Source organism: Stenotrophomonas sp. RG-453, assembly GCF_033843685.1.
GTDB classification, from domain to species: Bacteria; Pseudomonadota; Gammaproteobacteria; order Xanthomonadales; family Xanthomonadaceae; genus Stenotrophomonas; species Stenotrophomonas bentonitica_A.
Genome location: NZ_JAMYED010000012.1, coordinates 1 through 23,604, shown reverse-complemented (window position 1 = coordinate 23,604; position 23,604 = coordinate 1). Strand labels below are relative to the sequence as shown.

Here is a 23,604-nt window from a genome sequence, read left to right as displayed (position 1 = left end):
TGGCAAGGATGATCGTAGGAATCGATCTGGGCACGACGCATTCGTTGATCGGGGTGCATGACGGCCAAGGGGGCCGCCTGTTTTCCAATGCTGACGGTGACCTGCTGACACCGTCGGTGGTCAGCCTGGATGGCGATACGGTGCTGGTCGGGAGGGCTGCCCGGGAGCGGCTGGTGACCCATCCTCAGCTGACGGCCGCAACCTTCAAGCGACTGATGGGTACCGACCACGAGGTCATGCTCGGGGAGCGCCGGTTCCGTCCTGAGGAGCTTTCCGCCCTGGTACTGCGATCGCTGCTTGCCGACGCCGAGGCGGCACTGGGGGTTCGTATCGAAGAGGCCGTGATCAGCGTGCCGGCCTACTTCAGCGATGCGCAACGCAAGGCCACGCGCACGGCGGGGGAGTTGGCCGGCATCCGCGTTGAACGCTTGATCAATGAGCCGACCGCTGCCGCGTTGGCCTATGGGCTGCGTGATCGCGAGGGCGAAGGCCGGGTCCTGGTATTGGATCTTGGCGGTGGCACGTTCGACGTATCGATCCTGGAGTTGTTCGATGGTGTCGTCGAGGTGCATGCGTCGGCGGGCGATACGTTCCTGGGTGGCGAGGACTTCCTGAACGTGCTGCTGCAGGCGTTTTCGACCGATACAGCCACCGATCTGAAACAGTTGCCGGCGCCGGAGCTCGCACGCCTGCGCCAGCAGATGGAAGCGTTCAAGCAAGGCCTGTCGACCCGTGGCGACAGCAGACTGCAGATCCAGCTGCTGGGTGCGGTGGTGCATTGGGACTGCACCGCAGAGCGATTCGAGACGCTCGCCGCCCCGTTGCTGCAACGCATGCGCCTGCCCATCGAGCGAGCGCTGCGTGACGCGCGGTTGGGGGCCGATCAGATTGATGACGTGGTGCTGGTTGGCGGCGCGGTGCGCATGCCGATGGTCGGGCGACTCGCGACACGGCTGCTGGGCCGCCTGCCTCTGCGGCACATCCACCCGGATCAGGCCATCGCGCTGGGGGCCACCCTTGCGGCGGGACTGAAAGCACGCGCCGTCGATCTCAATGAAGTCGTGTTGACTGACGTGTGTCCCTACACCCTTGGTATCGACATATCGCGGATGGACGAACGCGGTCGTTATCACCCGGGCTACTTCCTGCCACTGATTCCGCGCAACAGCGTGGTTCCGGTGAGTCGTGAGCAGTCGATCAGCCCGGTGTCGGACAAGCAGAAGATTCTGTCGGTCGGTGTCTACCAGGGCGAACATCCCGTGGTGGAACGCAACATCATGCTAGGCCGGCTGGAAATACCCATCGATGCCAACCGAGGTGGCGATGGCAGTTTCCGCGTGCGCTTCACCTACGACGTCGACGGCCTGCTGCAGGTAGAAATCACCGACACCAGCGACGGTCGCAGACATGACCTGGTCCTGCAGCGCAATGAGGGCGCGCTGGATGCTGCACAGATCCAGGTGCGGCTGGCCGCGCTGCAGGCATTGAAGGTGCACCCGCGCGAGCACCTGCCGAACGTGGCGCTGATGGCACGGGCCGAGCGGGTGTATGCCGAGTACATGGACGATCGGGACCAGGTGCAGGCATGGCTGGCGCAGTTTCGTTCCACCCTGGAAGGTCAGGACACCGCACGTATTTCCGAGCAGCGCGAGGCGTTCAGTGCGGCACTGGATGCGCTGGAGGCTGACGCGTGATTACAGGCGAGGAACTGCTGGAGCTCGCCGGACAGGGCGACGAGCGCGCGATCAAACGCGCCTATGCGCGCCTGCTGCGCTCCAACCGGCCCGATGACGACGCGGACGCTTTCCAGGACCTGCATGCCTGCTACCAGCATGCGCTTGCACTGTGCCGCAGCACCGCCGACGAACGACACGACGCACGCATCGCCGGGGAAGTCGATGCGGCGGCGCCAGGTTTGCTCCAGGCCGTTGCCGACGAGACGGCGTCGCCGGTTCTTGACCCGCATGCCGCGGCACTTGAGATCGTCCGGCACGCGGCAGTCGCCGATGCAGCCTCATTGGCCGTGCTGATGCAGGACCGGGCGCTGGGCTGGTCGCTGCGGTTTCGCAATGATGTTGGATGGGCGCTGCTGGACCACCTGCAGCGGGAACATCCGCCGCTGTCGGAGGCGCATTTCAACGTAATGATGCAGGGGTTCGACTGGGACGATATTGCGCTTGACCTCGACCCGCTATGGCTGGCGGAAGTGGCCCGGCAGTGTCGACAGGCTTGGCTGCTGCTGACCACGTCGCGGGGTGCGCTCCGCGTCGCCTATGAGCGATGCAGTGATCGCTACCTGTCCGCGCAGGAGCTCGACGACGCGGTGGCCCGCCTGCGTGAGCGGCGTCCGCGTTGGCGCAACCGTCTCGACGCCATCGTGCCCACCCGCGCCCGTGACACCCCGTACCTGCTGGCTGCACTGGAGTATTGGCCGGCAGAAGAGGTGCCCGCGGGGCTGGATCCGGTGCAGGTGGGCTTCTGGGCGAGGTTCGGTGACCCATCCCATCCCATCCACCTTCGCTACGGCGCGCTGCGGTGCGCGATCATCGGCCTGTTCATGGGGCTGGTGACTGCGTGGGGTGTCCACGCCAGCCCCGCAGTGGGCGCCTACCGGGGCGCGATGATGATCGCCGTGGCGACCCTGGTGATGCCTGTCGTCTGGCTGCTGGTGCTCGGCTACAAGGCGTTGCTGCGTTGGCAGTGCGCCCATGAAAGCGACGCACGTGGACCGGCCTGGCTGCGCTGGGCCTTCCTGCCGACAGCGGCCGCCGCGGTGGGAACCGCGATGTGGGCACAGCGGGCGTTGGGAATGGATGGGCTGTTGTTGATGTCGCTCGACCGCGCCTGGGTATTCGGCTTGGCCCTCATCGCGATAACGCGCGCAAGGACGCGTGGCCCGGATGCACACGGCGAGGCCAATGCACTGCCGCTGGTCATGGGCGTGATCTGGCCGGTGGCGGGGATCGCGCTCTCGCTGGTGTTCTGGTTCATGGACCTGCGCAGGAACCTGAGCGCCCCCCGAGGGTGACCACGACCGCATGACCAACGGCAATCGCCTACCGGGTTGCAGGCACCTGCAACCCGGCAGTGCACGACCTCATTTTTCCCGCCGCCAGTTCAGCGACCCACGGTTCTCCACCGTGCTCGATTCCAGCTCCACATCGAAGCCACGCCGCAGCAGGTACTTCAGCGTCAGTACCGAACCACTGCCGACCAGCGAGACGCCGTAGCCGATGTAGAGCTTGGGCGAGATGTACTTGCCGAAGCCGATCACCGAGCCGCCCAGCGCGCGCGACTGGCTCACGCCGGCATCGTCCAGGCCGAGCTTGGCCCCCAGCTGGGAAGCGAGCAGGCCACTGCCGGCCGACAGCGCCGCCGAGGCCGCGTTGACCTGCTGGGCCTGGTCGCTGCTGGCACCGGTGAGGCTGCGGCCCAGCACCAGGTAGGCCAGTGCTTCGGACTGCGACATGGCCGGGTCCGACCACACGTCCACGCGCGGCGACTGCGCCCGCCCGGTCACATCGATACCGGCAGTGATGTCGCCGACGGTGCGCTGGGCACGGATGTTGATGCGCGGATCGGAGACCGCGTTGTAGTTCCAGTTCAAGTTGCCGCGGGTGATGGTCAGGTCCTGGCCGTAGGCCTTGTAGCGGCCACTGACTTCGAGCCCGCCGTTGGCGGTCATCTCGCGTCCGGGGCGCGCCCACACCTGCATCTTGCCGGTCAGCGCGCCCTTCAACCCGAACCCGGCCATCTTGACCTGGTCGCCCAGGCTGACGGTCAGGTCCATGTCCAGCGGCGAACTGGGGCCCTCTTCCGGATCGACCGGGTCCAGCACCACCACGTCTTCGGAGACCGAGGTACCGCGATCCAGGCGCTCCAGGTCCAGGTCTGCTTCGGGCACATGCACCGTGCCGCGCAGCTGCATCGCGCTGCCGGCCAGGGTGAAGTCCAGGTTGGGGTTGGCCACCACGCGCAGTTCGCTGGTATTGGCCAGCAGCACGTTCTCGCCGTGGATATGCAGCTGCAGCGGCTGCGCGTCACCGAACCAGGACAGCCCGCCGTCGACGTACAGCGTGCCCTTGCCGGAGTTGGCCTGGGCGGTGATCTTGGCCGAGCCATCCGGCTGCGCGGTGAAGCTGCCCTTGCCTTCGGCGAAGGTCAGGCCCAGCGCGGGGAATTCGCCATTGAACTTGCTCAACGTGGCTTCGCCCCCCAGCGAGGGCGTGCCACGGGTACCGCGCAGGCTGACGTGGCCTTCGATCAGCCCGGTCGGGCGCACGATGTCCGGGGAGAACAGTTCGAGCCAGTACAGGCGCGCGATGTTCATGTAGAGCTCGCCGGTCAGCGGTGCGTTGGCATCCCAGCCGGTCTGCACCTTGGCATCCACGAAGCCATCGCCCTGGAAGCCGACACCGAGCTTGGCGTTGATCTGCTGCGGGGTCATCTCCAGGTTCACCGAGAACTGGTCGTAGCGCACCAGCTCGCCACGCGCGTTGTCGCCCAAGCGTACCCCGCCTTCGCGCGAGGTGACCGAGGCACTGCCTTCCCACGCGTTGCCGCGCGGGCGGATGCGCCCGTCCAGATTCACTTCACCGCGCAGGAAGATGCGGCGGCCGGACTGCGGCGGCAGCCAGGGCTGCACCAGCGCCAGCGGCAATGCATCGCCACGTACGAGCAGGCCTTCGCGCGGCCAGTTCGCGCTGGCGCACAGCGCACCACCGGTGGCCGCCCCCAGGCAGGCATCGCTCAGGGTGACGTTGCTGCCCTGCACGCTGAAGGTGGCCGGTGCGCGCAGGCTCCACGCATCGCCCTTCATCGGTGCGATGCGCAGCGCGGTCAGGTCACCGCGCCAAGCCTGGCCCTGCTGGCGCACACCGCCTTGCAGCGCGACGGCACCGAGTTCGTTTTTCGTCTGCGCATCCACGCGCAGATTGGAGAGGCTGCCGCGCGCATTGACGTTGAGCGTGTCCAGCAGCATGCCCACCTGCAGCTTGCTGCCCTGCACCGCCAGCGTGCCGCTGTCGCCCTGCCATGGCAGGCGGCCCTTGATGCTGATTGCCTCGGCGCTCCAGTCGTCCCAGCGCAGGCCACTGCCGACAAGGTCGGCGGTGATGTCCGGTGCGGTACGGGCGCCCTTGATCAGCACGTGCCCACGCAGGCTGCCGGTGCTGTTGGGCAACAGGTCCGCCAGCTGCACCGGTTCCAGCTGTGCATCGATATCCAGGCGGTCACCGACCGAGCCCTTGGCGGTCAGGCGGCTGTTGCCCAGCGCGAGCCTGAGGTTGCCCTCGCCCTGCTCGCCGCGCAGGGCGAACTTGCCTTGGGCATCCAGCGCGCGCTTGCGCAGCGTGCCCTTGATGCCAGGTACATCGACGGTGGCTTCGTAGCTGCCGGCGGTACCGGCCGGACTGCCCGCGGGCGGCGGCAACTGGCGGCCCTTCGATGCGAACGAACCGGACAGCTTGCCGTCCCAGCCCGGCGCGAAGTAACCCGGATCGAAGCCGGCCAGTCTGGCGGCGACGTCCCAATCCAGCTGCGGTGCCCAGGCGACCTGGCCGGTGACATCCAGCGAGCCGCCCGGCGTGCTGGCCTGCAGCTGCTTGATCACGGCGGCCTGGTCGTTGCCGCGCACGTCGAACGTCAGATCGGCGACCTGCTTCTCGCGCTCAACCGAGGCACGGCCAACCGCCGCCCAGGCCTTCAGTGTGCCGGCCAGGCCCATGCGCGCTTCCTTGAGCGTCACCGGCACCGGCGCAGCGGCGCCCGGGGTGGTGGTGTCGGCGGCGGGCACGAAGGTCAGGTCGTTGGCGACGACGGAGAACCGCAGGCTCGCGTTTTCCTTGTCGGTGAAATCGGCGATGCCTTCCAGCCGCGCCTGGCCACCGAAGCCCTTCACCTGCAGCGGCGCCACGGTCAGCACCTGGTCGGCCAGGCCGACCTTGGAGGGCGCCAGTTCCACCGCGATGTCGCCCTGCTTGAAGCTGCCCTGCAGATTGGCCTGGCCGCCCTTGCCGTCGGCCTGCACATCCAGCGCCATCGGCGTGCTGGTGCTTGCATCCATCCCCGGCACCAGTAGTGCCAGGTCGAGTTCCTTGCTGCGTGCGGTGAGTTTCCAGACCGGATCGGTGCGGCCATCAAAGACCAGGCTGGCCTGCAGCGGCGCCGGTGCGTTGCCGGCGATCGCCACTTCCATGTGCCCCAGGTCGCCGCGTGCGACCAGCCCCAGCCGCGCCGGGGTGCGCCCGCGCGGGGCCGGCATCAGCGCGCCGATGGTGATGTCGGTGTCGTAATCGCTGCGCGGCAGATAACGGCCGTCCACGCGGAAATCGCCCATGTCGCTGTCGACCTTGAGCTGGGTCGCGCGGAATTCGCCATTGGCGATCTCCACGCCACCGCGCACCTTGGCGATGTCGATCAGCGGCTGCTGCGCCTGGGTGATGCGGAAGCCATCGATGATGATCGTGTCGGCCTGGATCGCCAGGGGCATTTCGATCTGCGGCAGCGAGTCCGGCCAGGAGGGCAGCTCGAACGGCTCATCGCTCTTGGCCAGGTTCAGCGTCGCGTTCTTGATCTGCAGGGCATCGAGCTGCAGCTTGCGACCCAGCAGCGGGCGGATGTCCGGATCCAGATAGGCGCGCTCGGCGGTGAAATGGATATCGTCGTAGCGGAAGTCCAGATCGTGCAGCACCAGCGGCCCGGCGACGGGACCATCCACCTTGCTCCACGTCAGCGACGCGCCGACCGGCAAGCGCGCGACCACCTGCGCCAGCAGCACATCGCGGCCGGCCACGGTCTGCAGCAGCCAGTACACCAGCAGCAGCGCGAGCAGCACCAGGCCGAGCACGGTGAAGCCGGACCACGCCCAGAAGCGGCGCCTGCGGTAGAAACGCACGCGCGGCGGCGGCGGGGTGGCGGGTGCGGAAGGCGTCGGCGTGCTCACAGGTCCGCTCCGATGTTCAGGTACAGCTGGAACTGCGAATCCGGGTTGTTCAGGCCGTGCGCGATATCCACGCGCACCGGGCCCACCGGCGATTTCCAGCGCACGCCGAAGCCCACGCCGGTGTGCAGGTCGATGGTGTTGTCGAACGCGCTGCCGGTATCGACGAACACCGCCGCGCCCCACGGCCCGCCCTTGAAGTAATGCTCATACTCGGCCGAGCCGACCACCAGGTTCTTCGCGCCGAGCGCGTACTTGTCCGGCGGTGCGGTGCGCGGGCCGACTTCGCGGAAGGCATACCCGCGGATGCTGCGGTCGCCACCGGCGAAGAAGCGCAGGCTCGGCGGCATCGCCACCAGGTCGCTGGTCCAGGTGGTGCCGCCTTCGCCGCGCAGGATCAGGCGGTCGGTGTCGCCGATCGGCACATACCAGCGCAGCACCATATTGGCCTGCACGAAGCTGGTGTCCGACCCGGCGCCTTCGATGCCGCCGCGCAGCGTCGCGCTGCCACTCAGGCCACGACGCGGGAACATCTCATCGTCCACGTTGACGTAGTCGGCCACCAGCTGCGGGTAGACCAGCGTGGAGGTGTTGTAGACCGCATCGGTGAACTCGGTGCCCGAAGCGTAAGGCCAGCGCTCGCGCAGGGCGTTGATCGAGGCGATCGCGGTCCAGTACTCGTTGATCTCACCGCTGCGGCTGGCCGACAGCTTGAAGTTGCGGAGGTCGATGTAATCGGTCTGCTCGTCATACGCGCTGGCGGTGAACGCATACCAGCCATCGAGCCAGTTGAAGGCCGGAATGCGGTAGCTGGTGACCAGGCTCTTGCGCTTCTGCGCATAGTCGAGCTGGGTGTTCATCTTGTGCCCGCGGCTGTTGAGGAAACGCCGCTCCAGACCGCCGCGCACACCGGCGCCACTCTCGCTGCCGTAGCTCAGGCCGGCCGTGTAGATCGTGCGCTTGGCGCGGGTAAGGTTGACGTCCACCGGCACATCGCCGTTCTCATCGGCCTGGTCCGGGCGCGGCTGGATGTCGATCACGCTGAAGTAATCCAGCTTGGTCAGTGATTCGCGCAGGCGGTCCAGCTTGCCTTCGTGGAAGTAGCTGCCTTCGTCCCAATAGACCAGCGGGTCGAACAGCTTGTCGACGAAGTAATCCTGGTGGAAGCGGATTTCGCCCATGTTGTAGCGGCGGCCGCTGTCCCAGGTGAGATCGACGTCGGCCGCGTTCTCGGCACGGGTGATCTGGACCTGGCGCTGGGTGAAGTCGGCATCGAAGTAACCACGTTCGGCCAGGCGCCGGGTCACCCGGATCTTGCTGGCTTCGTACTCGGTGTGTTCGAAGCGCTGGCCCTTGCGCGGCTTGAAGTTCTCCAAGTCTTCCTGGAGGTACTGGTCCAGCTGGGCCGGGCCAGTTATGTCGATGTGCTCGCGACGGACCACGGTCGGCGGGCCCTTGTCGACCTGGATCACCACGCGCAGGTTCTCGCCTTCGCGGGGGCTTTCTACCGTGATGGTCGGGTTGTAGTAGCCGAACGGTTCCAGCGCCTCGCGGGTCTGGCGCTCGGCCTGGGACAACAGGTACTCCAGCCGCGACTCGCCCTGGACCTTGCCGATGGTGTCGTACAGGGACAGCGAGACCTCGATGTTCTCGATCATCTCGGCGTCGTCGCCCTTGTCCAATCCTTTGATGTCCACTTTCTCGATGGTCCCCCGTGCATGTGCCACCGAGACGGTGGCAAAGGACAGGAACATCAGCGGAAGGGCGAATTTCGTTGGCTGCATGGCGACAGCATAACGGGCCATCGCGAGCATGCGAAATCGGCGTGGCTGTTTCAGAACGGCGGTGAAGAAGCCGTTAAATTCCGCGAGAAAGTCGCTTGCATCACACGCGGCGAGATCGATGACAACACGTCATCGGACAGAAGCGTCCGCGACACCGGGGCGACACCAAATGACGCTTCCGGCACGAGTATCGGAGCACGCCGCCCTCCCGGAAGCGCAGAAGGCGCGAACAGCCGAAGCCGTCGCGCCTTCCGGTCCACCGTGGGGCGCGCGGCCCCGCCGCGTCAGTTGGACAGGTGTTCGATCGCCGCCACGCTGCCCAGGCGGTCGCCCAGGCGCTTGAGCAGGGCCAGGCGATTGGCCCGCAGCGCGGGATCCTCGGCATTGACCATCACCGCATCGAAGAACGCGTCCACCTGCGGGCGCAGGCGCGCCAACCGGTTCAACACGCTCACGTAGTCCTTCTGGTGCAGGCTGGCGTTGCTGTCATCGATGGCCGCTTCCACCGCTTCGGCCAGTTCGCTCTCGGCCGGCTCGGCCAGCAGCGCCGGGTCGATCATGCCCGGGATCGCGCCCTCGGCCTTGCGCAGGATGTTGCGGATGCGCTTGTTGGCCGCGGCCAGTGCTTCCGCTTCCGGCAGCGCGGCAAAGGTGCCGATGGCATCGATGCGGCGGTCGAAGTCGTACAGCGAGACCGGCTTCAGCTCGGCGACCGCGTTGAAGTGCGTGGCCGGCACGCCCTTGTCGGCGTAATAGCCGCGCAGACGATCGATCACGAAGTCGTACAGCTCCTGCGGCAGCGCCTCGGTCTTGCGCTCGGCACTGGGCTGCACGCCCGCCGGCAGGCCGGCGATGGCGGTGGCGACCAGCGCGCGCAGATCCAGATCGAACCCGCTCTCGATCACCGTGCGGGCCAGGCCCAGCGCATTGCGGCGCAGCGCGAACGGATCCTTGTTGCCGGTCGGCTTCAGGCCTGCGGCAAAGCCACCGGCCAGCGTATCCAGACGCTCGGCGATGGCCAGCACCTTGCCCAGCGGCGACAGCGCGATGTCATCCCCACCGAAGCGCGGCTGGTAGGCCTCGTCGATCGCCAGGGCGACCTCGGGCGACTCCCCGCCGACCACGGCGTAATGGCGGCCGGCGATGCCCTGCAGTTCCGGGAACTCATTGACCATGCGCGACTGCAGGTCATTCTTGGCCAGCACCGCGGCCCGCTTGGCCAGCACCGGGTCCACGCCGACCTGCGGCGCGATGGCCTCGGCCAGTGCGGCCACGCGGGCGACCTTGTCGGCCACCGAGCCCAGCTTGGCCTGGTAGGTGACGGTCTTCAGGCCGTCGCCCATGGCGTCCAGGCCCTGCTTCAGATCCTCGTCGAAGAAGAACTTGGCATCGGAGAACCGCGGACGGATCACGCGCTCGTAGCCCTTGGCCACTTCGGCCACGTCCTTGGATTCGATGTTGGCGATGCCGATGAACTTCTCGGTCAGCGTGCCGCCGGCATCGAGCACCGGGAAGAACTTCTGGTTGATCTCCATCGTCTCGATCAGCGCTTCCTGCGGCACCGCCAGGAACTCGCGTTCGAAACTGCACAGCACCGGCGCCGGCCATTCGACCAGGTTGACCACCTGCTCCAGGTTGTCCGGAGTGATGCGCGCCTGGCCGCCGGCCTGCGCGGCCGCCGCGTTGACCTGTTCGACGATGCGCGCGCGGCGCGCGTCGGCATCGACCAGCACGTAGGCGGCCTGCAGCGAGGCGAGGTAGTCCTCCGGCGCGCTCAGCCGCACGGTCTTGTCGTGCATGAAGCGATGGCCGCGGCTCATGCGGTCAGCCTTCAGGCCCAGCACCTCGGCCTCGATGATCTCGGTGCCGTGCAGCAGCACCAGCCAATGCACCGGGCGGGCGAAGCCGTAGGTGTGGCTGCCCCAGCGCATGGGCTTGGGAATCGGCATCGCCGCGATCGCCTCGCGCAGGATCTCCGGCAGCAGCGTCGCGGTGCGCGCGCCCGGCGTGGTGGAGCGGTGCACGAAGCGCTCGCCCTTGGCATCGGTGGTGCGCTCCAGCGCGGTCCAGTCGATCCCGGCCTTGGCGGCGAAGCCCTGCAGCGCCTTGGTCGGCTGACCCTCGGCATCCAGCGCGATGTTCAGGTACGGGCCCAGCACTTCGCTGTGCTGTTCCGGCTGTTCCACCGCCACGCCGGGCAGCAGCACGGCCAGGCGGCGCGGGGTCGACAGCGGCTTGGCATCACCACGTTCGATGGCCACGCCACGCTTGGTCAGGCCGTCGACGATGCCATCGAAGAAGGCCTGGGCCAGGCCCGGCAGCGCCTTGACCGGCAGTTCTTCGGTACCCAGTTCAATCAGCAGCGGCTGCATCGTGCTCATGCCTGCACCTCCTTTGCGGCGACGGCTTCCAGGCGCTTGGCCTCGTACAGCCTGGCCACGGCCTGGGCCAGCGCGCGCACGCGCAGGATGTAGCGCTGGCGCTCGGTCACGCTGATCGCGCGGCGCGCATCCAGCAGGTTGAAGGCATGGCTGGCCTTGCAGACCTGCTCATAGGCCGGCAGCGGCAGGCCGACATCGACCAGCTTCTGCGCCTCTTTTTCGCAGGCATCGAAGCGATGGAACATTTCGTCCACGTCGGCGTATTCGAAGTTGTAGGTGCTCTGCTCGATCTCGTTCTGCAGGTACACATCGCCGTAGGTCACCGGGGTGCCATCCGGACCATAGGTCCAGATCAGGTCATAGACGTTGTCGCAGTTCTGCAGGTACATGCACAGGCGCTCCAGACCGTAGGTGATCTCGCCGAGCACCGGCTTGCATTCCAGGCCACCGGCCTGCTGGAAATAGGTGAACTGGGTGACTTCCATCCCGTTCAACCACACTTCCCAGCCCAGGCCCCAGGCGCCGAGGGTCGGCGATTCCCAGTTGTCCTCGACGAAGCGCAGGTCGTGCACCAGCGGGTCGATACCCAGCGCCTTGAGCGAATCCAGGTACAGCTGCTGGATGTTGTCCGGGCTCGGCTTCATCGCCACCTGGTACTGGTAGTAGCGCTGCAGGCGGTTGGGGTTCTCACCGTAGCGGCCGTCGGTCGGGCGGCGCGAGGGCTGCACGTACGCGGCGTTCCAGCTTTCCGGACCGATCGAGCGCAGGAAGGTGGCCGGGTGGAACGTACCGGCACCGACCTCCAGGTCCAGCGGCTGGATCAGCACGCAGCCCTGCTGTGCCCAATACTGGTTGAGGGTCTGGATCAGGCCCTGGAAAGTGATCGGAACGCTCTTCGTGACGGACATGCGGCGGATTCTTGCCTGCAGGAGGGGTGCGCTAGTATAGCGACCGACCGCACGGGCCTTCCGTGCCTTGGGGAATTGGAGGATGGATCCACGCCTGCCCGCGGCCATTGCCCGTGTTCCTGCGCCGGCCGTGCCCCTGCCGCACGGCCGCCTGGACTTCGACCAGGTCGCTGCAGCACTGGTCGCCGATGGCCTGGTCGCCCCTGCCGATCTGGAGCGGATCCGCTTCTCCGCCCCGGGCGCACGCAATGCCAGCGAGGTCCATCCACTGGTTCTGCTGGCCAACCTGAAGCTGGGCGCCAGCGGCGGCGGTGAACTCGGCCTGGAGCGCCTCAGCGAATGGCTGGCCCAGCGCGCGGGCGTGCGCTACCTGCGGGTGGACCCGACCCGGGTCGACGTCTCGGCGGTCACCGCCCTGGTCTCCCATGCCTATGCACGCCGCCACCGCTTCCTGCCGCTGGCCGTGGACAGCGAGCGCGTGCTGGTCGCCACCAGCGAACCGCTGGCCCAGGAGTGGCTGCGCGACCTGCAGCACCTGAGCCGCCGCCGGATCGAGCTGGCGATGGTCAACCCGCTCGACCTGCACCGCTACACCATGGAGTTCTACGGGGTGACGCGCTCGGTACGCGGCGCCCGCGGCGATGTCCGGGGCGAAGCCAGCAGCACCCTGCCCAGCTTCGAGCAGCTGGTCGAGCTGGGCCGCGCCGGTGACGTCAACGCCGACGACCAGCACATCGTGCACATCGTGGATTGGCTGCTGCAGTACGCCTATGAGCAGCGCGCCTCGGACATCCACCTGGAGCCGCGCCGCGACATGGGCCGCATGCGCTTCCGCATCGATGGGGTGCTGCACAAGGTGTTCGAGGTGCCGCCGGCGGTGATGACCGCCGTGGTCAGCCGGATCAAGGTGCTGGGCCGGATGGACCTGGCCGAGCGTCGCCGCCCGCAGGATGGCCGCATCAAGACCCGTTCGCCGGGCGGGCGCGAAGTGGAGATGCGCCTGTCGACCATGCCTACCGCGTTCGGCGAAAAGTGCGTGATGCGCATCTTCGACCCGGATGCGGCGTTCAAGAGCATCGACCAGCTGGGTTTCAGCCCGCAGGAAGCGGCTGGCTGGAGCGCCCTGGTCGAACGCCCGCACGGCATCGTGCTGGTCACCGGGCCGACCGGCTCGGGCAAGACCACCACCCTGTATTCCACGCTGAAGCGGCTGGCCACCCCGGACGTGAATGTCTGCACGGTGGAAGACCCGATCGAAATGATCGCGCCGGAATTCAACCAGATGCAGGTGCAGACCAACATCGATCTGGACTTCGCCAGCGGCGTGCGCACCCTGCTGCGGCAGGACCCGGACATCATCATGATCGGCGAGATCCGCGACCTGGAGACCGCGCAGATGGCGGTGCAGGCCTCGCTGACCGGCCACCTGGTGCTGTCCACCCTGCACACCAACGATGCGCCCTCGGCGATCACCCGCCTGCTGGACCTGGGGGTGCCGCACTACCTGCTCGCCTCCACCCTCAACGGGGTATTGGCCCAGCGTCTGGTGCGCACCCTGTGCACCCACTGCAAGGTGCCCGCGGTGCTCTCGGCCGAGCAATGGGCGGTGTTGGCTGATGCCGATGCGGCATTACCTGAGGCGCCCACGCCATATGCACCGGTCGGCTGCATCGACTGCCGGCGCACCGGTTTTCTCGGCCGCGTGGGCCTGTATGAGTTGCTGCCATTGGGTTCCAGCCTGCGCCGGCACATCCGCGCGGACATGGATCTGGCCGCCTTCAACCGTGCCGCACGTGCTGAAGGGGTACGAACCCTGCGCCGCGCAGGGCTTGAAAAGGTAGCGGCAGGGCTGACTACAATCGAGGAAGTCCTCTCGGTCCTGCCTCCCCCGGATGAATTCCGCCCCGTTCCTGATTCTTGAAACCGGCCAACCCGTCGCCTCGCTGCGCCGCTACGGGCGGTTTTCGCACTGGATCCGGGTCGCGGCCGGGCTCGACGCCGACGAGACCGTGGTGGTCGATGTCGAGCACGGCGGCACCCTGCCCAGCCACCGCGATTTCGCCGGCGTGATCGTCAGCGGCTCGGCCGCCTATGTCACCGACCGCGCCGACTGGAGCGAGCGCAGCGCGCAATGGCTGCGCGATGCCGCCCACGACGACCGCCCGGTGTTCGGCATCTGCTACGGCCACCAGCTGCTGGCCCACGCGCTGGGCGGCGAAGTCGCCTACAACCCGGCGGGCCGTGAATCGGGCACGATCGAGCTGGCGCTGGATCCGTCAGCGATCGACGATCCGCTGTTCAGTGGCCTGCCCGCGCGCTTCCCGGCGCACGCCACCCACCTGCAGACGGTCCTGCGCGCCCCCGAGGGCGCGGCGATCCTGGCGCGCTCGGCGCAGGACAACTGCCACGCCTTCCGCTGGGGCGCGCATGCCTGGGGCGTGCAGTTCCACCCCGAGTTCGCCACCCACCACATGCGCGGCTATGTCCGCGCCCGCGCCGAGTGCATCCGCCAGCACGGCGGCTGCGCGCGCCGCGTCGCCCGCGAGGTCAGCGCCGCGCCGCTGGCCCGCCAGCTGCTGCGCCGTTTCGTCCGCCAGGCGCGCAACGCCTGAGGCCAGCACCGGCAAGGCACCGGGCGCAACGCATCGTCCGCGCCGCGCCGCACTGGGCGGCCTTCAGGTCACGCGCCGGGAAAACAGGGATAATCGACGGCAATCGGGCGTTCGCGCCTCCTCCCCTGTCCCCGGAATGTTATGAGCGAGATTCGCAAGCTGCCGGCCTCCGCCGGCGCGGAATGGCTGGTGTCGGGTTTCACCCTGCTGCGCAAGGCGCCGTTGGCGCTGGGCCTGCTTGGCGTGATCTGGGCCGTGGCCGCGTTGCTGGTGATGTCGCTGGCGATGGTCAGCCCGGCGCTGAGCACGCTGGCGCAGCTGTTGATGGCACTGGCCGGCCCGTTGTTCTTCGGTGGCCTGGTCTGGGCCGTGCGCGAAGTCGACCAGGGTCGCGTCGCGCAGCCTGCGCACCTGCTGCAGGGCCTGCATGAAGGGCGTGCCCTGAACCTGCTCGCCTCGCTGCTGCCGCAGCTGGTGGCCGGCCTGTTCCTGGGCGTGCTGCTGCTGGTGCTGATCGGCAGCAGCGGCCTGCAGCACCTCAGCGAGGTGATGGTCCAGCTCAACACGATCAGCCAGTCCGGCGCGCAGCCGGACCCGGCGCAGATCGAAGAGTTGATGGCGAGCCTGCCGGCGATGCGCATCCTGCTGTGGCTGGCGCTGGTGGTGGTCACCTTCCTGGCCATGGCGCTGGCGCTGTTCACCCTGCCGCCGCAGGTGATGTTCGAGCACCGCAACGGTCTGCAGGCGATGCGCCTGAGCCTGCGCGCCTGCCTGCACAACGTACTGGCGATGCTGGTGTTCTTCCTGCTCGCCTTCGTGGCGGTGTTTGCGATCTACTTCGGCGTGATGCTGGTGGCCCTGATCGCGCAGCTGATCGGCGGCACCATGCTCGCCCTGTTCGTCGCGCAGCTGCTGCTGATGGGGGTGGTGATGCCGGTGTTCGCCGGTGCCATCTACACCGCGTGGAAGCAGATGTTCGGCCAGCAGGGTCCGCAGACCCCGCCGCCGATGCCGGGCCCGAACAACGTGTTCGCCGCCTGATCAACACAAAACCCCGGCCAAGGCCGGGGTTTTTGTTTGTGCCTCACTCCGGCTGTGCTTTCCCACCGGGGCGTGGCACCAGCCAGCGTGCCGCATGGATGCCCAGTTCGTAGAGCAGGCACATCGGAATGGCCAGCATCAGCTGCGAGACCACGTCCGGCGGCGTCAGCACCGCGGCCAGCACGAAGATGCCGACGATCGCGTAGCCGCGGCCTTCCTTGAACTGCTGCGGCGTGATCCAGCCCAGCAGCACCAGGATCACCATCGCCACCGGCAGCTCGAAACTGGTGCCGAACGCGAAGAAGATCGCCAGCACGAAATCCAGGTAAGCCGTTGCGTCCGGAGTGATCGCGATCACCTCCGGGCGGAACGTGGTCAGGAAGTGGAACACCGCCGGCAGCACCAGGAAGTACGCGAACGCGCAGCCCAGATAGAACAGCAGGACCGACGAGGCCAGCAACGGCACGGCCAGGCGTTTTTCGCGGGCATACAGGCCCGGTGCCACGAACGACCACAGCTGGAACAGCAGCCACGGCACGGCGATGAACACCGCCACGAAGAAGGTCAGCTTCAACGGCGCGAAGAAGGCACCCGCCGGATTGGTCGCGATCATCGTCTGCCCGTTCGGCAGCTGCGAGATCAGCGGTTCGGCGACCATCGTGTAGATCTGCCGCGAGAACGGCATCAGCCCCAGCAGCACCACGCCCAGGCCGATCAACGCGCGCACCAGGCGCGCACGCAGTTCAATCAGGTGTTCGACCAGCGAGCTCTCGCTGCTTTCATGCTCGCTCATCGCGGTGCCTCGTCGTTCGGCGGCGTGGGCGTGGGCGTGGGCGCATGCGCCGCGGCATCCGTCGATGGCGGCAGCGGTGCCGACACGTCCGCACGGGGCGCACTGCCATCGATCCCGGGCGGGGCCATCGCATCGCGCGGCGGCTCGACCTCATCGGTCGCCACCGCATGCTGGGCCACGCTGGCCGGAGAACCTGGCGCCGGGCCGGTCATCACCGGCGCGTCGTCCGCGGCGGCGGCAACACCCTCGCCGTGACGCGCCACGTCCTGGCGCATCTGCTCGGCCTCGCGGCGCACCGCTTCGCCGCTGGCGCGCAGCTGCGACTCGGTATCGCGTACCGAAGACTTCACATCATCGAACTGGCGCTTGATCTCTTCGGCATGCAGCTCGCGCTCGAGCTCCTGCTTCACCGAATCCCACTGGTTGCGGGCACGGCGTACCCACAACCCGGCGAAGCGGGCCGCCTTGGGCAGCCGCTCGGGGCCGAGCACGACCAGGGCCACCACCGCGATGACCAGCAGTTCACTGAAACCGATATCGAACACGCCAAGCCGCCCGGATCAGCGCGGGTCGCGGTCGTGCTCGGTCTGCGACGTCGTCGTCGAGTCCTGCGGACGCGAGCTGTCGCTGAGCTGCGCGTTCGGCTTGTCCTCGTCGCGCATGCCCTTCTTGAATTCCTTGACGGCGCTGCCAAGGTCCTTGGCGCCGCTGGTCAGTTTCTTGGTGCCGAACACCAGCAGAACGATGACCAGCACGACCAACCAATGCCAGATGCTGAAACTGCCCATGAGCCGCTCGCGTTACGTAGTGATCAGACGGTTGAGCATAGCGCACCGGCGGTGAGCCGGCGCGCGTGACAAAAGTCAGTTGCCGTCCAGCGATTCGGTACGGACTTCACCGTCACCGACCGGCTGGAAGCCCTGCTGCGGGGCCGGCTGTGCCGGCACGGACTGCAGCGGGGCGGTGGTCGCGCCCGCAGCGGCCGGGGCCGGTGCTTGTTCAGGTCGAACCGGCACGGTGGCCGCGCGCGGCGCCGGGGCGGGGGCCGGGGCACTGCCTGCGGTCCCGCGCTTTTCACGGGCGGTGTAGGTGGCTTCTTCCAGACGGTCACGGAAGGCGACCACATCCACCGACGGCGGCTCGCCGACGCGGCCTTCGAAGACCATGCGCGGCGTGGTGTTGCTGCCGTAGGCATCCAGGTTGGCGGCATCGTCGATCTGCAGCACGGCGCCATCCAGCGCCACACCGGCAAACAGGCCGCGGGCGCGCGACCAGGACCAGATTTCGGCCTTCAACTGGCCATCGGTGGCGGCCGCGGCGTTGCGGCCGACCGGACCGGCGGCGACACCGGCATCGGCGCCCAGGGTGAATTTGCCGTTGACGAGATTGTCCAGGCTGCGGTCATTGCGGAACACCAGCACCACGTCGGAGGACTGCACACCGGCCTGGAAGCCGATGCTGCCACCGGTGAGCTTCACGAACACCGGGTTGGACCAGCTGCCATCCGGGGTCTTGACCGACATCAGGCCGTGGCCGCGACGTCCGCCGATCACCAGACCGGCCTTGATCGTGTCGGGAATGACGATGACCGCGCGGCCTTCGTCCAGCAGCTTGTCCGGAATGCCCTGCTCGGGGATGTCCTGGATTTCATTCAGGACACGCACCGCATTGCGGGCGCGCTGATCCTCCTGTGGCCCGGCCATCGCCTGGGTCGACAGCAGGCTGGCGGAGATCAGCAGTACAAGGCTGAGACGGCGCATGGTGGGCTCCAGAAGGTCTACGTAGACAAAGATAAAGCAACTGCCCGACGTTAGAAGGCTTGCGATGAATCCGCAATGAGTGATCCGGGCTATCGATATGCGTGCTGGATCGCGTTCATCGTCCAAATCCATCCCGCCAATCGCGCAGACCTGCGAGAATGCCCCCATGCTCGACGCACCCGACACCGCCGTGCTGGCGGTCAATCTAGGCACGCCCGAGACGCCAACCGCCCCGGCGGTGCGTCGCTACCTGGCTGAGTTCCTCAGCGACCCGCGCGTGGTCGCGATTCCGCCGCTGTTCTGGAAACCCTTGCTGTACGGGCTGATCCTGCCGCTGCGCAGCGGTCGTTCGGCGGCCAAGTACGCCCAGGTCTGGCTGCCGGACGGCTCCCCGCTGATGGTCTACACGCGGCGCTTGGCCGAGGCCATGCAGGGCCTGATGCCCGATCTGCGGGTGCGCCATGCGATGCGCTACGGCACTCCCGCGCTGCCGGCCGAGCTGGACCGGCTGGCCGCCGAGGGCATGAAGCGGATCGTGGTGTTGCCGCTGTATCCGCAGTATTCCACGACCACCACCGCCTCTATCGAGGACCAGGTGCGCGAATGGCAGCCCAGACACCCAGGGGTCACCGTCACCCTGGTGCGCGATTACGCGGTCGATCCGGACTGGGTCGCCGCCGTCGCCGGCAGCATCCGCCAGTGGTGGGAGCAGCATGGCCGCGGCGAGAAGCTGGTGTTTTCCTTCCATGGCATCCCGCAGCGCCTGGCCGATGCCGGCGATCCGTATCCGCAACGCTGCGAGGCCAGTGCGCGGGCGATCGCGCAGGCCCTGGAGCTGCCCGACGATGCCTGGCAGCTGACCTACCAGTCCCGCTTCGGCCGAGAGAAGTGGCTGCAGCCCTACGCCGAACCCACCCTGTGGGCGATGGCCGAAAACGGCGTGCGCAGCATGGACGTGGTCTGCCCCGGCTTTGCCACTGACTGCCTGGAAACGCTGGAAGAAGTCGCGATGGGCTTTACCGAGACCGTGGCCGAGCGCGGCGCCACGATGCGCTATATTCCCTGCCTCAACGACGCGCAGGCGCATGCACTGGCGCTGTCGCGGCTGAGCATCGCGGCGCTGGCATGACCCTGCAGCCGTTCTCGCTGGCGGTCGCCGGCACTACCGTGGCCGGCCTGCGTTCTGGTGCTGCAGGGGGCACCCGCGTGTTGGCGCTGCACGGCTGGCTCGACAACGCGGCCAGCTTCGTGCCGCTGGCCGCGCAGCTGCCGGATCTGGAGTTGGTGGCGATCGATCTGCCCGGCCACGGCCACAGCGCGCATCTGCCGCCGGGCACGCAATACAACACGCCCGGTGCAATCTGCCACGTACTCGATGTCGCGGATGCACTGGGCTGGGACCGCTTCGTGCTGCTCGGGCATTCGATGGGTGCCGGCATCGCCAGCCTCACCGCAGCAGCTGCCCCGGAACGGGTAGAGCGCTTGGTCGCGATCGAGGCACTCGGCGGCCTGCGCGGTCCGGAGAATGAGACGGCGCAGCGCCTGCGCGAACACGTGCGCGCCGCACGTGCCCTGCCCACCCGCAAGCTGCGTGTGTTTCCCGATCTGGCCGCCCCGATCCGCGCCCGCATGATGGCCAACCAGCTCAGCGAGCCCTGTGCGCGCCTGCTGGTCGAGCGCGGCGTCAAATCTGTTGAAGGCGGTTACAGCTGGTGCAGCGATCAGCGCCTGATGCTGCCCACCGCGATGCGCCTCAGCGAGGCGCAGATCGACGACCTGCTCGCCGCGATCGAATGCCCGACCCAGGTGATCTACGCCACCCCCGCACAGTCGTACTACCCCGAGCCGCTGCGCAGCGAACGCATCGGCCTGCTGCGTGACGGGCAGCTGGCGGTGTTCCCGGGCACGCATCATCTGCACATGGAGCATCCAGACGTGGTGGGCGAGGTAATCCGCCGCTTCCTGGCCGAATGACGCCCCTCGCGTAGGCGCATGTGAGGCGCCAGCACGCGACGGTCCGGCGCGTGCTGCTGGAGCAGAGTGTGGTGACCGGCCGATGTCACGCCGCTCAACTTTTCCATTTCCGGGCCGATACCAAGGACGCAGCCCGCCATGCGCGGTCTGCACTGCCGCTTGCTCCGCCGTTGCGAAGCCGCGTATCCATCAGGGCTTCCAGGGAAGGTCGTAAGCAATGTCGGATTGGCCGCGCCATCGCCCACCGGGCCGCGCCATGCCGGTGGCACCTGCCGCCATGGCACGCATGCATCCTCTTGCACGCGCACCGGCTCTGCGCCCACACCCCTCTCATCCCGCTGCCACGCCCACCGCATTGCCGGTGTCTGGGGTGGCATCCGCCTGTGCGTCTGCGCGCGACGGATTCCCTGCTTTCTACTGATCCTGGAGTCGCTATGTCCGCCATTTCCCACGCCCCGCCCCGTCCGCCGGATCACGTGCTGCGCTCCGCGCTCCGCACCGATACGGTGTGTCTGCTTGCTGCAGGTGTGTTGTTGCTGGTCTCGTTGATCATCGCGGTATGGCAACGACAGCCATGGTCCGTGCTGCCACTCGCGATCGGGGCGGCGCTGCTGTGGGTGCTGGCGACGCGCACCCGGCGACAGGCATTGGCGCTGGTCCGCGCTGAAGAACGCGCCACCTCGGCGGTTGCCGAGCTCACCCAGCGCTACCAGGCCGCGGACGTCGTCCATCAGCACGACAGCCAGGTCCGCCAGGCCCTCGACGTCTCGCGCACCGCGATGATGATCGCCGACAACGATCACGTGATCCGCTACGTCAACCAGTCGGTGGTGACCTTGCTGCGCAACCAGCAGGCCAGCCTGCGCGAGGCCTTTCCGGACTTCGATGCCGAGCGTCTGGTCGGCAGCAGCATCCATCGCTTCCATGCCAATCCGGACCGCATCCGCGCCATCCTCAATACCTTGATGGCCACCCACCATGGCCGCGTCCGGATCGGCCCGGTGCACTTCGCCCAGGTGGTGACGCCGGTCTTCGATGCGCAGGGGCAGCGCCAGGGCTTCGCGGTGGAGTGGCATGACCGCACGCATGAGCTGCTGTTGGAGAACGCGGTGGCGGGCATCGTCGACGCCGCCAGCAAGGGCGATCTTGATCGCCGCCTGCAGGCCACCGATGGCGGCGCCAGTTTCCTCAATGGCCTGACCGGCGGCATCAACCAGCTGCTGGACAGCGTGGGCGGCACGGTCGGTGAAATCCGCCGGATGCTGTCCGCGCTGGCCGACGGGGATCTGGATCAACGCATGCAGGGCGATTTCCATGGCTCGTTCGAGGCCATGCAGCGCGACGCGAACGCAACGGCAGCGCAGCTGACCGCGATGGTGGAGCGCATCAAGCAGTGCACAGGTTCGATCTCGCTGGCCGCCAGTGAGATCGCCAGTGGCAACGATGATCTATCCGAGCGCACCGAGCGCCAGGCCGCGCATCTGGAAGAGACCGCGGCCTCGATGGAGGAACTGACCTCCACGGTGCGCCAGAACGCCGAACATGCACGTCAGGCCAGCTCACTGGCCCACGGTGCGCATGACGTCGCCACGCGCGGCAGCCACGTGGTCAGCCAAGTGGTAACGACCATGGATGGGATCCAGACTGCATCACGCCGGATCGGCGACATCACCCGGGTGATCGACGGCATCGCCTTCCAGACCAATATTCTTGCCCTCAACGCCGCCGTGGAAGCCGCACGCGCAGGTGAGCAGGGTCGCGGCTTTGCGGTGGTCGCCAGCGAGGTGCGCATTCTCGCCCAGCGCTCGGCCGATGCGGCCAAGGAGATCAAGAACCTGATCGACGCCTCCGTGGTGCAGGTCGCCGAGGGCGCGCGCCTGGTGCAGGACGCCGGCCAGACCATGGGCGAGATCGTCAGCAGCGTGGCCAGCGTCAGCGGGATCATGGCCGAGATTTCATCGGCCTCGCAGGAGCAGGCCGCGGGCATCGATCAAGTCAACCAGACCGTGGCGCAGATGGACGACGCCACCCAGCAGAACGCAGCGCTCGTTGAGGAAGCCAGTGCCGCCGCACGCTTGTTGGAAGCGCAGGCGGCCGACCTCACCCAGGCGGTGGCCGTGTTCCGTCACCAGGCCCACCCCGTGCGCCACTCCGCGCTGGCGTGATCCTCAGCCCAGCGTGCGCTGCGGCGTGCGCTGCAGCCAGGCGGCGATGTTCTCGACCGCCTGGCCGAAATAGTCCCGGTAATTGCGCTCGGTGACGTAGCCCAGATGGGGCGTCGCCAAGACGTTGGGTAATGTGCGCAGCGGATGCCCTGCCGGGAGGGGTTCGATGTCGAAGACATCCAGGCCAACACCGGCGATGCGCTTTTCAGTCACGGCATCGATCAACGCCTGCCGATCAACGAGACCGGCCCGCGCGGTATTGATCAGGCACGCGTGCGTCGGCAGACAGGCCAGCGTGTCGGCATCCACGATTCCGCGGCTGCGTTCGCCCAGGACCAGATGCAGCGAGACCACGTCACTGCCGGCGAACAGCGCCTGCTTGGACGTGGCCAATTGCACCCCCGCCGCCGCCGCACGGGCGGCATCGAGATTCGGACTCCATGCACTGACATGCATCCCGAACGCCTGGCCGATCTGCGCTACGCGTTGACCGATCTTGCCCAGCCCCAGCAGTCCCAACCGCGCACCATGCAGGTCACGGCCGACCGTCTGCTGCCACGGTCCATCGCTGCGTAGCGCGTTGACCTCCGGCACCAGTTGACGCATCAGGCCGAGGATCAGCGCCCAGGTCATCTCCACGGCAGGCTCGGGATGGCTGTCGGTGCCGCAGACGATGATCCCCTGTGCTTTCGCTGCCGCGACATCGACCGCCGCATTGCGCATGCCGCTGGTGATCAGCAGGCGGAGACGGGGCAAGCGGGCCAACAGAGCCGCGGTGATGGGTGTGCGTTCGCGCATGACCACCAGGATGTCGGCATCGCCGAGCGCGGCTACCAGTGCATCGCCGGTGTGTGGCGTCGTCAGCGTGCGTACCTGCACCGCCTCGCCGAGCGCGTTCCAGTCGGCATACGCCATCGCGGCGTTCTGGTAGTCGTCGAGAATCACGCAGTTCAGCGCCATGGGGGGTCGTCCATCGTCATCAGCAGCCGTGACGATACGCCCGTGCAGTGGCGCGCTCTACGGACAGACACGACACCTCGCGGCGTGTCGGGCACGCGTTGGACACGCACTTGATCGCGGACATAAAGAAAACCCCGCTGCGTGAGCAGCGGGGTTTTCGGGTAAAAACCCTGGCGATGACCTACTCTCGCATGGCTTAGGCCACACTACCATCGGCGCAGCTGCGTTTCACTTCCGAGTTCGGGATGGGATCGGGTGGTTCCACAGCGCTAATTTCACCAGGGAG

The 23,604-nt window shown here is 67.5% G+C and carries 17 protein-coding genes and 1 rRNA gene; 8 read left to right on the top strand and 10 right to left on the bottom strand.

Going from position 1 to position 23,604, the window contains the following annotated elements; translation table 11 throughout:
• The first annotated feature begins 8 nt into the window (after positions 1-8).
• Both NJD74_RS19210 and NJD74_RS19205 read left to right on the top strand, forming a co-directional pair.
• Positions 9-1,694 (top strand): molecular chaperone HscC, encoded by a 1,686-nt coding sequence (locus NJD74_RS19210; protein WP_319624796.1) that lies wholly within the window; start codon positions 9-11, stop codon positions 1,692-1,694.
• On the top strand, positions 1,691-3,028 hold the full coding sequence (locus tag NJD74_RS19205) for a hypothetical protein (RefSeq protein ID WP_319624795.1): 1,338 nt from the start codon (positions 1,691-1,693) through the stop codon (positions 3,026-3,028). The genes NJD74_RS19210 and NJD74_RS19205 overlap by 4 nt, the downstream gene beginning before the upstream one ends.
• 69 nt (positions 3,029-3,097) lie before the next feature.
• Here NJD74_RS19205 and NJD74_RS19200 read toward each other — a convergent pair whose 3' ends face one another.
• The 4 genes from NJD74_RS19200 to glyQ all read right to left on the bottom strand — a co-directional run bounded on the left by NJD74_RS19200 (position 3,098) and on the right by glyQ (position 12,013).
• Complete coding sequence (locus tag NJD74_RS19200) at positions 3,098-6,943, bottom strand: translocation/assembly module TamB domain-containing protein (protein ID WP_319624794.1); 3,846 nt, start codon at positions 6,941-6,943, stop codon at positions 3,098-3,100.
• A complete protein-coding gene (locus NJD74_RS19195) occupies positions 6,940-8,724 on the bottom strand; it encodes an autotransporter assembly complex family protein (protein WP_319624809.1) in 1,785 nt (594 codons plus the stop codon). Before NJD74_RS19195 ends, NJD74_RS19200 begins: the two co-directional genes overlap by 4 nt.
• 284 nt (positions 8,725-9,008) lie before the next feature.
• On the bottom strand, positions 9,009-11,105 hold the full coding sequence (glyS, locus tag NJD74_RS19190) for a glycine--tRNA ligase subunit beta (protein WP_319624793.1): 2,097 nt from the start codon (positions 11,103-11,105) through the stop codon (positions 9,009-9,011).
• Positions 11,102-12,013 (bottom strand): glycine--tRNA ligase subunit alpha, encoded by a 912-nt coding sequence (glyQ, locus tag NJD74_RS19185; protein WP_070426246.1) that lies wholly within the window; start codon positions 12,011-12,013, stop codon positions 11,102-11,104. Before glyQ ends, glyS begins: the two co-directional genes overlap by 4 nt.
• 82 nt (positions 12,014-12,095) lie before the next feature.
• On the opposite strand from glyQ, the gene NJD74_RS19180 reads away from it, so the two are divergent.
• The 3 genes from NJD74_RS19180 to NJD74_RS19170 all read left to right on the top strand — a co-directional run bounded on the left by NJD74_RS19180 (position 12,096) and on the right by NJD74_RS19170 (position 15,666).
• On the top strand, positions 12,096-13,934 hold the full coding sequence (locus NJD74_RS19180; RefSeq protein WP_266083395.1) for a type II/IV secretion system protein: 1,839 nt from the start codon (positions 12,096-12,098) through the stop codon (positions 13,932-13,934).
• Positions 13,906-14,625 (top strand): glutamine amidotransferase, encoded by a 720-nt coding sequence (locus NJD74_RS19175; protein ID WP_019185590.1) that lies wholly within the window; start codon positions 13,906-13,908, stop codon positions 14,623-14,625. The genes NJD74_RS19180 and NJD74_RS19175 overlap by 29 nt, the downstream gene beginning before the upstream one ends.
• 141 nt (positions 14,626-14,766) lie before the next feature.
• Positions 14,767-15,666 (top strand): BPSS1780 family membrane protein, encoded by a 900-nt coding sequence (locus NJD74_RS19170; protein ID WP_266083394.1) that lies wholly within the window; start codon positions 14,767-14,769, stop codon positions 15,664-15,666.
• 43 nt (positions 15,667-15,709) lie between these two features.
• On the opposite strand, the gene tatC is transcribed toward NJD74_RS19170, so the two are convergent.
• From tatC to NJD74_RS19150, 4 genes are all read right to left on the bottom strand, one after another.
• On the bottom strand, positions 15,710-16,459 hold the full coding sequence (gene tatC, locus NJD74_RS19165) for a twin-arginine translocase subunit TatC (RefSeq protein ID WP_019185588.1): 750 nt from the start codon (positions 16,457-16,459) through the stop codon (positions 15,710-15,712).
• The gene (tatB, locus tag NJD74_RS19160; RefSeq protein ID WP_319624792.1) at positions 16,456-17,004 is read right to left on the bottom strand and encodes a Sec-independent protein translocase protein TatB; all 549 of its coding nucleotides are present in this window, start codon (positions 17,002-17,004) and stop codon (positions 16,456-16,458) included. Before tatB ends, tatC begins: the two co-directional genes overlap by 4 nt.
• A 15-nt stretch (positions 17,005-17,019) precedes the next feature.
• Positions 17,020-17,247 carry a Sec-independent protein translocase subunit TatA gene (tatA, locus tag NJD74_RS19155; RefSeq protein ID WP_019185586.1) on the bottom strand — a complete coding sequence of 76 codons (228 nt, stop codon included), beginning with the start codon at positions 17,245-17,247 and terminating at the stop codon, positions 17,020-17,022.
• A gap of 75 nt (positions 17,248-17,322) precedes the next feature.
• Positions 17,323-18,219 carry a YSC84-related protein gene (locus NJD74_RS19150; RefSeq protein WP_102788727.1) on the bottom strand — a complete coding sequence of 299 codons (897 nt, stop codon included), beginning with the start codon at positions 18,217-18,219 and terminating at the stop codon, positions 17,323-17,325.
• 166 nt (positions 18,220-18,385) lie between these two features.
• Here NJD74_RS19150 and hemH point away from each other — a divergent pair, with 166 nt between their 5' ends.
• From hemH to NJD74_RS19135, 3 genes are all read left to right on the top strand, one after another.
• Positions 18,386-19,348, top strand: a complete 963-nt coding sequence (hemH, locus tag NJD74_RS19145) for a ferrochelatase (RefSeq protein ID WP_319624791.1) — start codon at positions 18,386-18,388, stop codon at positions 19,346-19,348.
• On the top strand, positions 19,345-20,193 hold the full coding sequence (locus NJD74_RS19140) for an alpha/beta hydrolase (protein ID WP_102788729.1): 849 nt from the start codon (positions 19,345-19,347) through the stop codon (positions 20,191-20,193). Before hemH ends, NJD74_RS19140 begins: the two co-directional genes overlap by 4 nt.
• 434 nt (positions 20,194-20,627) lie before the next feature.
• Entirely contained in the window at positions 20,628-22,358 is a 1,731-nt protein-coding gene (locus NJD74_RS19135; protein ID WP_070470102.1) for a methyl-accepting chemotaxis protein, read from the top strand.
• A 3-nt stretch (positions 22,359-22,361) separates the two neighbouring features.
• On the opposite strand, the gene NJD74_RS19130 is transcribed toward NJD74_RS19135, so the two are convergent.
• Positions 22,362-23,318 carry a D-2-hydroxyacid dehydrogenase family protein gene (locus tag NJD74_RS19130; RefSeq protein WP_070470104.1) on the bottom strand — a complete coding sequence of 319 codons (957 nt, stop codon included), beginning with the start codon at positions 23,316-23,318 and terminating at the stop codon, positions 22,362-22,364.
• A gap of 168 nt (positions 23,319-23,486) precedes the next feature.
• Positions 23,487-23,601: ribosomal RNA gene (gene rrf / locus NJD74_RS19125) — 5S ribosomal RNA — on the bottom strand.
• Positions 23,602-23,604: the final 3 nt, after the last annotated feature.

What these genes read in the sequence shown, in the direction of transcription:
- NJD74_RS19210 (WP_319624796.1), top strand. Translation starts at nt 9, where the DNA reads ATGATCGTAGGAATCGATCTGGGCACGACGCATTCGTTGATCGGGGTG.
- NJD74_RS19195 (WP_319624809.1), bottom strand. Translation starts at nt 8,724, where the DNA reads ATGCAGCCAACGAAATTCGCCCTTCCGCTGATGTTCCTGTCCTTTGCC.
- glyS (WP_319624793.1), bottom strand. Translation starts at nt 11,105, where the DNA reads ATGAGCACGATGCAGCCGCTGCTGATTGAACTGGGTACCGAAGAACTG.
- glyQ (WP_070426246.1), bottom strand. Translation starts at nt 12,013, where the DNA reads ATGTCCGTCACGAAGAGCGTTCCGATCACTTTCCAGGGCCTGATCCAG.
- NJD74_RS19180 (WP_266083395.1), top strand. Translation starts at nt 12,096, where the DNA reads ATGGATCCACGCCTGCCCGCGGCCATTGCCCGTGTTCCTGCGCCGGCC.
- NJD74_RS19175 (WP_019185590.1), top strand. Translation starts at nt 13,906, where the DNA reads ATGAATTCCGCCCCGTTCCTGATTCTTGAAACCGGCCAACCCGTCGCC.
- NJD74_RS19170 (WP_266083394.1), top strand. Translation starts at nt 14,767, where the DNA reads ATGAGCGAGATTCGCAAGCTGCCGGCCTCCGCCGGCGCGGAATGGCTG.
- tatC (WP_019185588.1), bottom strand. Translation starts at nt 16,459, where the DNA reads ATGAGCGAGCATGAAAGCAGCGAGAGCTCGCTGGTCGAACACCTGATT.
- tatA (WP_019185586.1), bottom strand. Translation starts at nt 17,247, where the DNA reads ATGGGCAGTTTCAGCATCTGGCATTGGTTGGTCGTGCTGGTCATCGTT.
- NJD74_RS19150 (WP_102788727.1), bottom strand. Translation starts at nt 18,219, where the DNA reads ATGCGCCGTCTCAGCCTTGTACTGCTGATCTCCGCCAGCCTGCTGTCG.
- hemH (WP_319624791.1), top strand. Translation starts at nt 18,386, where the DNA reads ATGCTCGACGCACCCGACACCGCCGTGCTGGCGGTCAATCTAGGCACG.
- NJD74_RS19140 (WP_102788729.1), top strand. Translation starts at nt 19,345, where the DNA reads ATGACCCTGCAGCCGTTCTCGCTGGCGGTCGCCGGCACTACCGTGGCC.
- NJD74_RS19135 (WP_070470102.1), top strand. Translation starts at nt 20,628, where the DNA reads ATGTCCGCCATTTCCCACGCCCCGCCCCGTCCGCCGGATCACGTGCTG.
- NJD74_RS19130 (WP_070470104.1), bottom strand. Translation starts at nt 23,318, where the DNA reads ATGGCGCTGAACTGCGTGATTCTCGACGACTACCAGAACGCCGCGATG.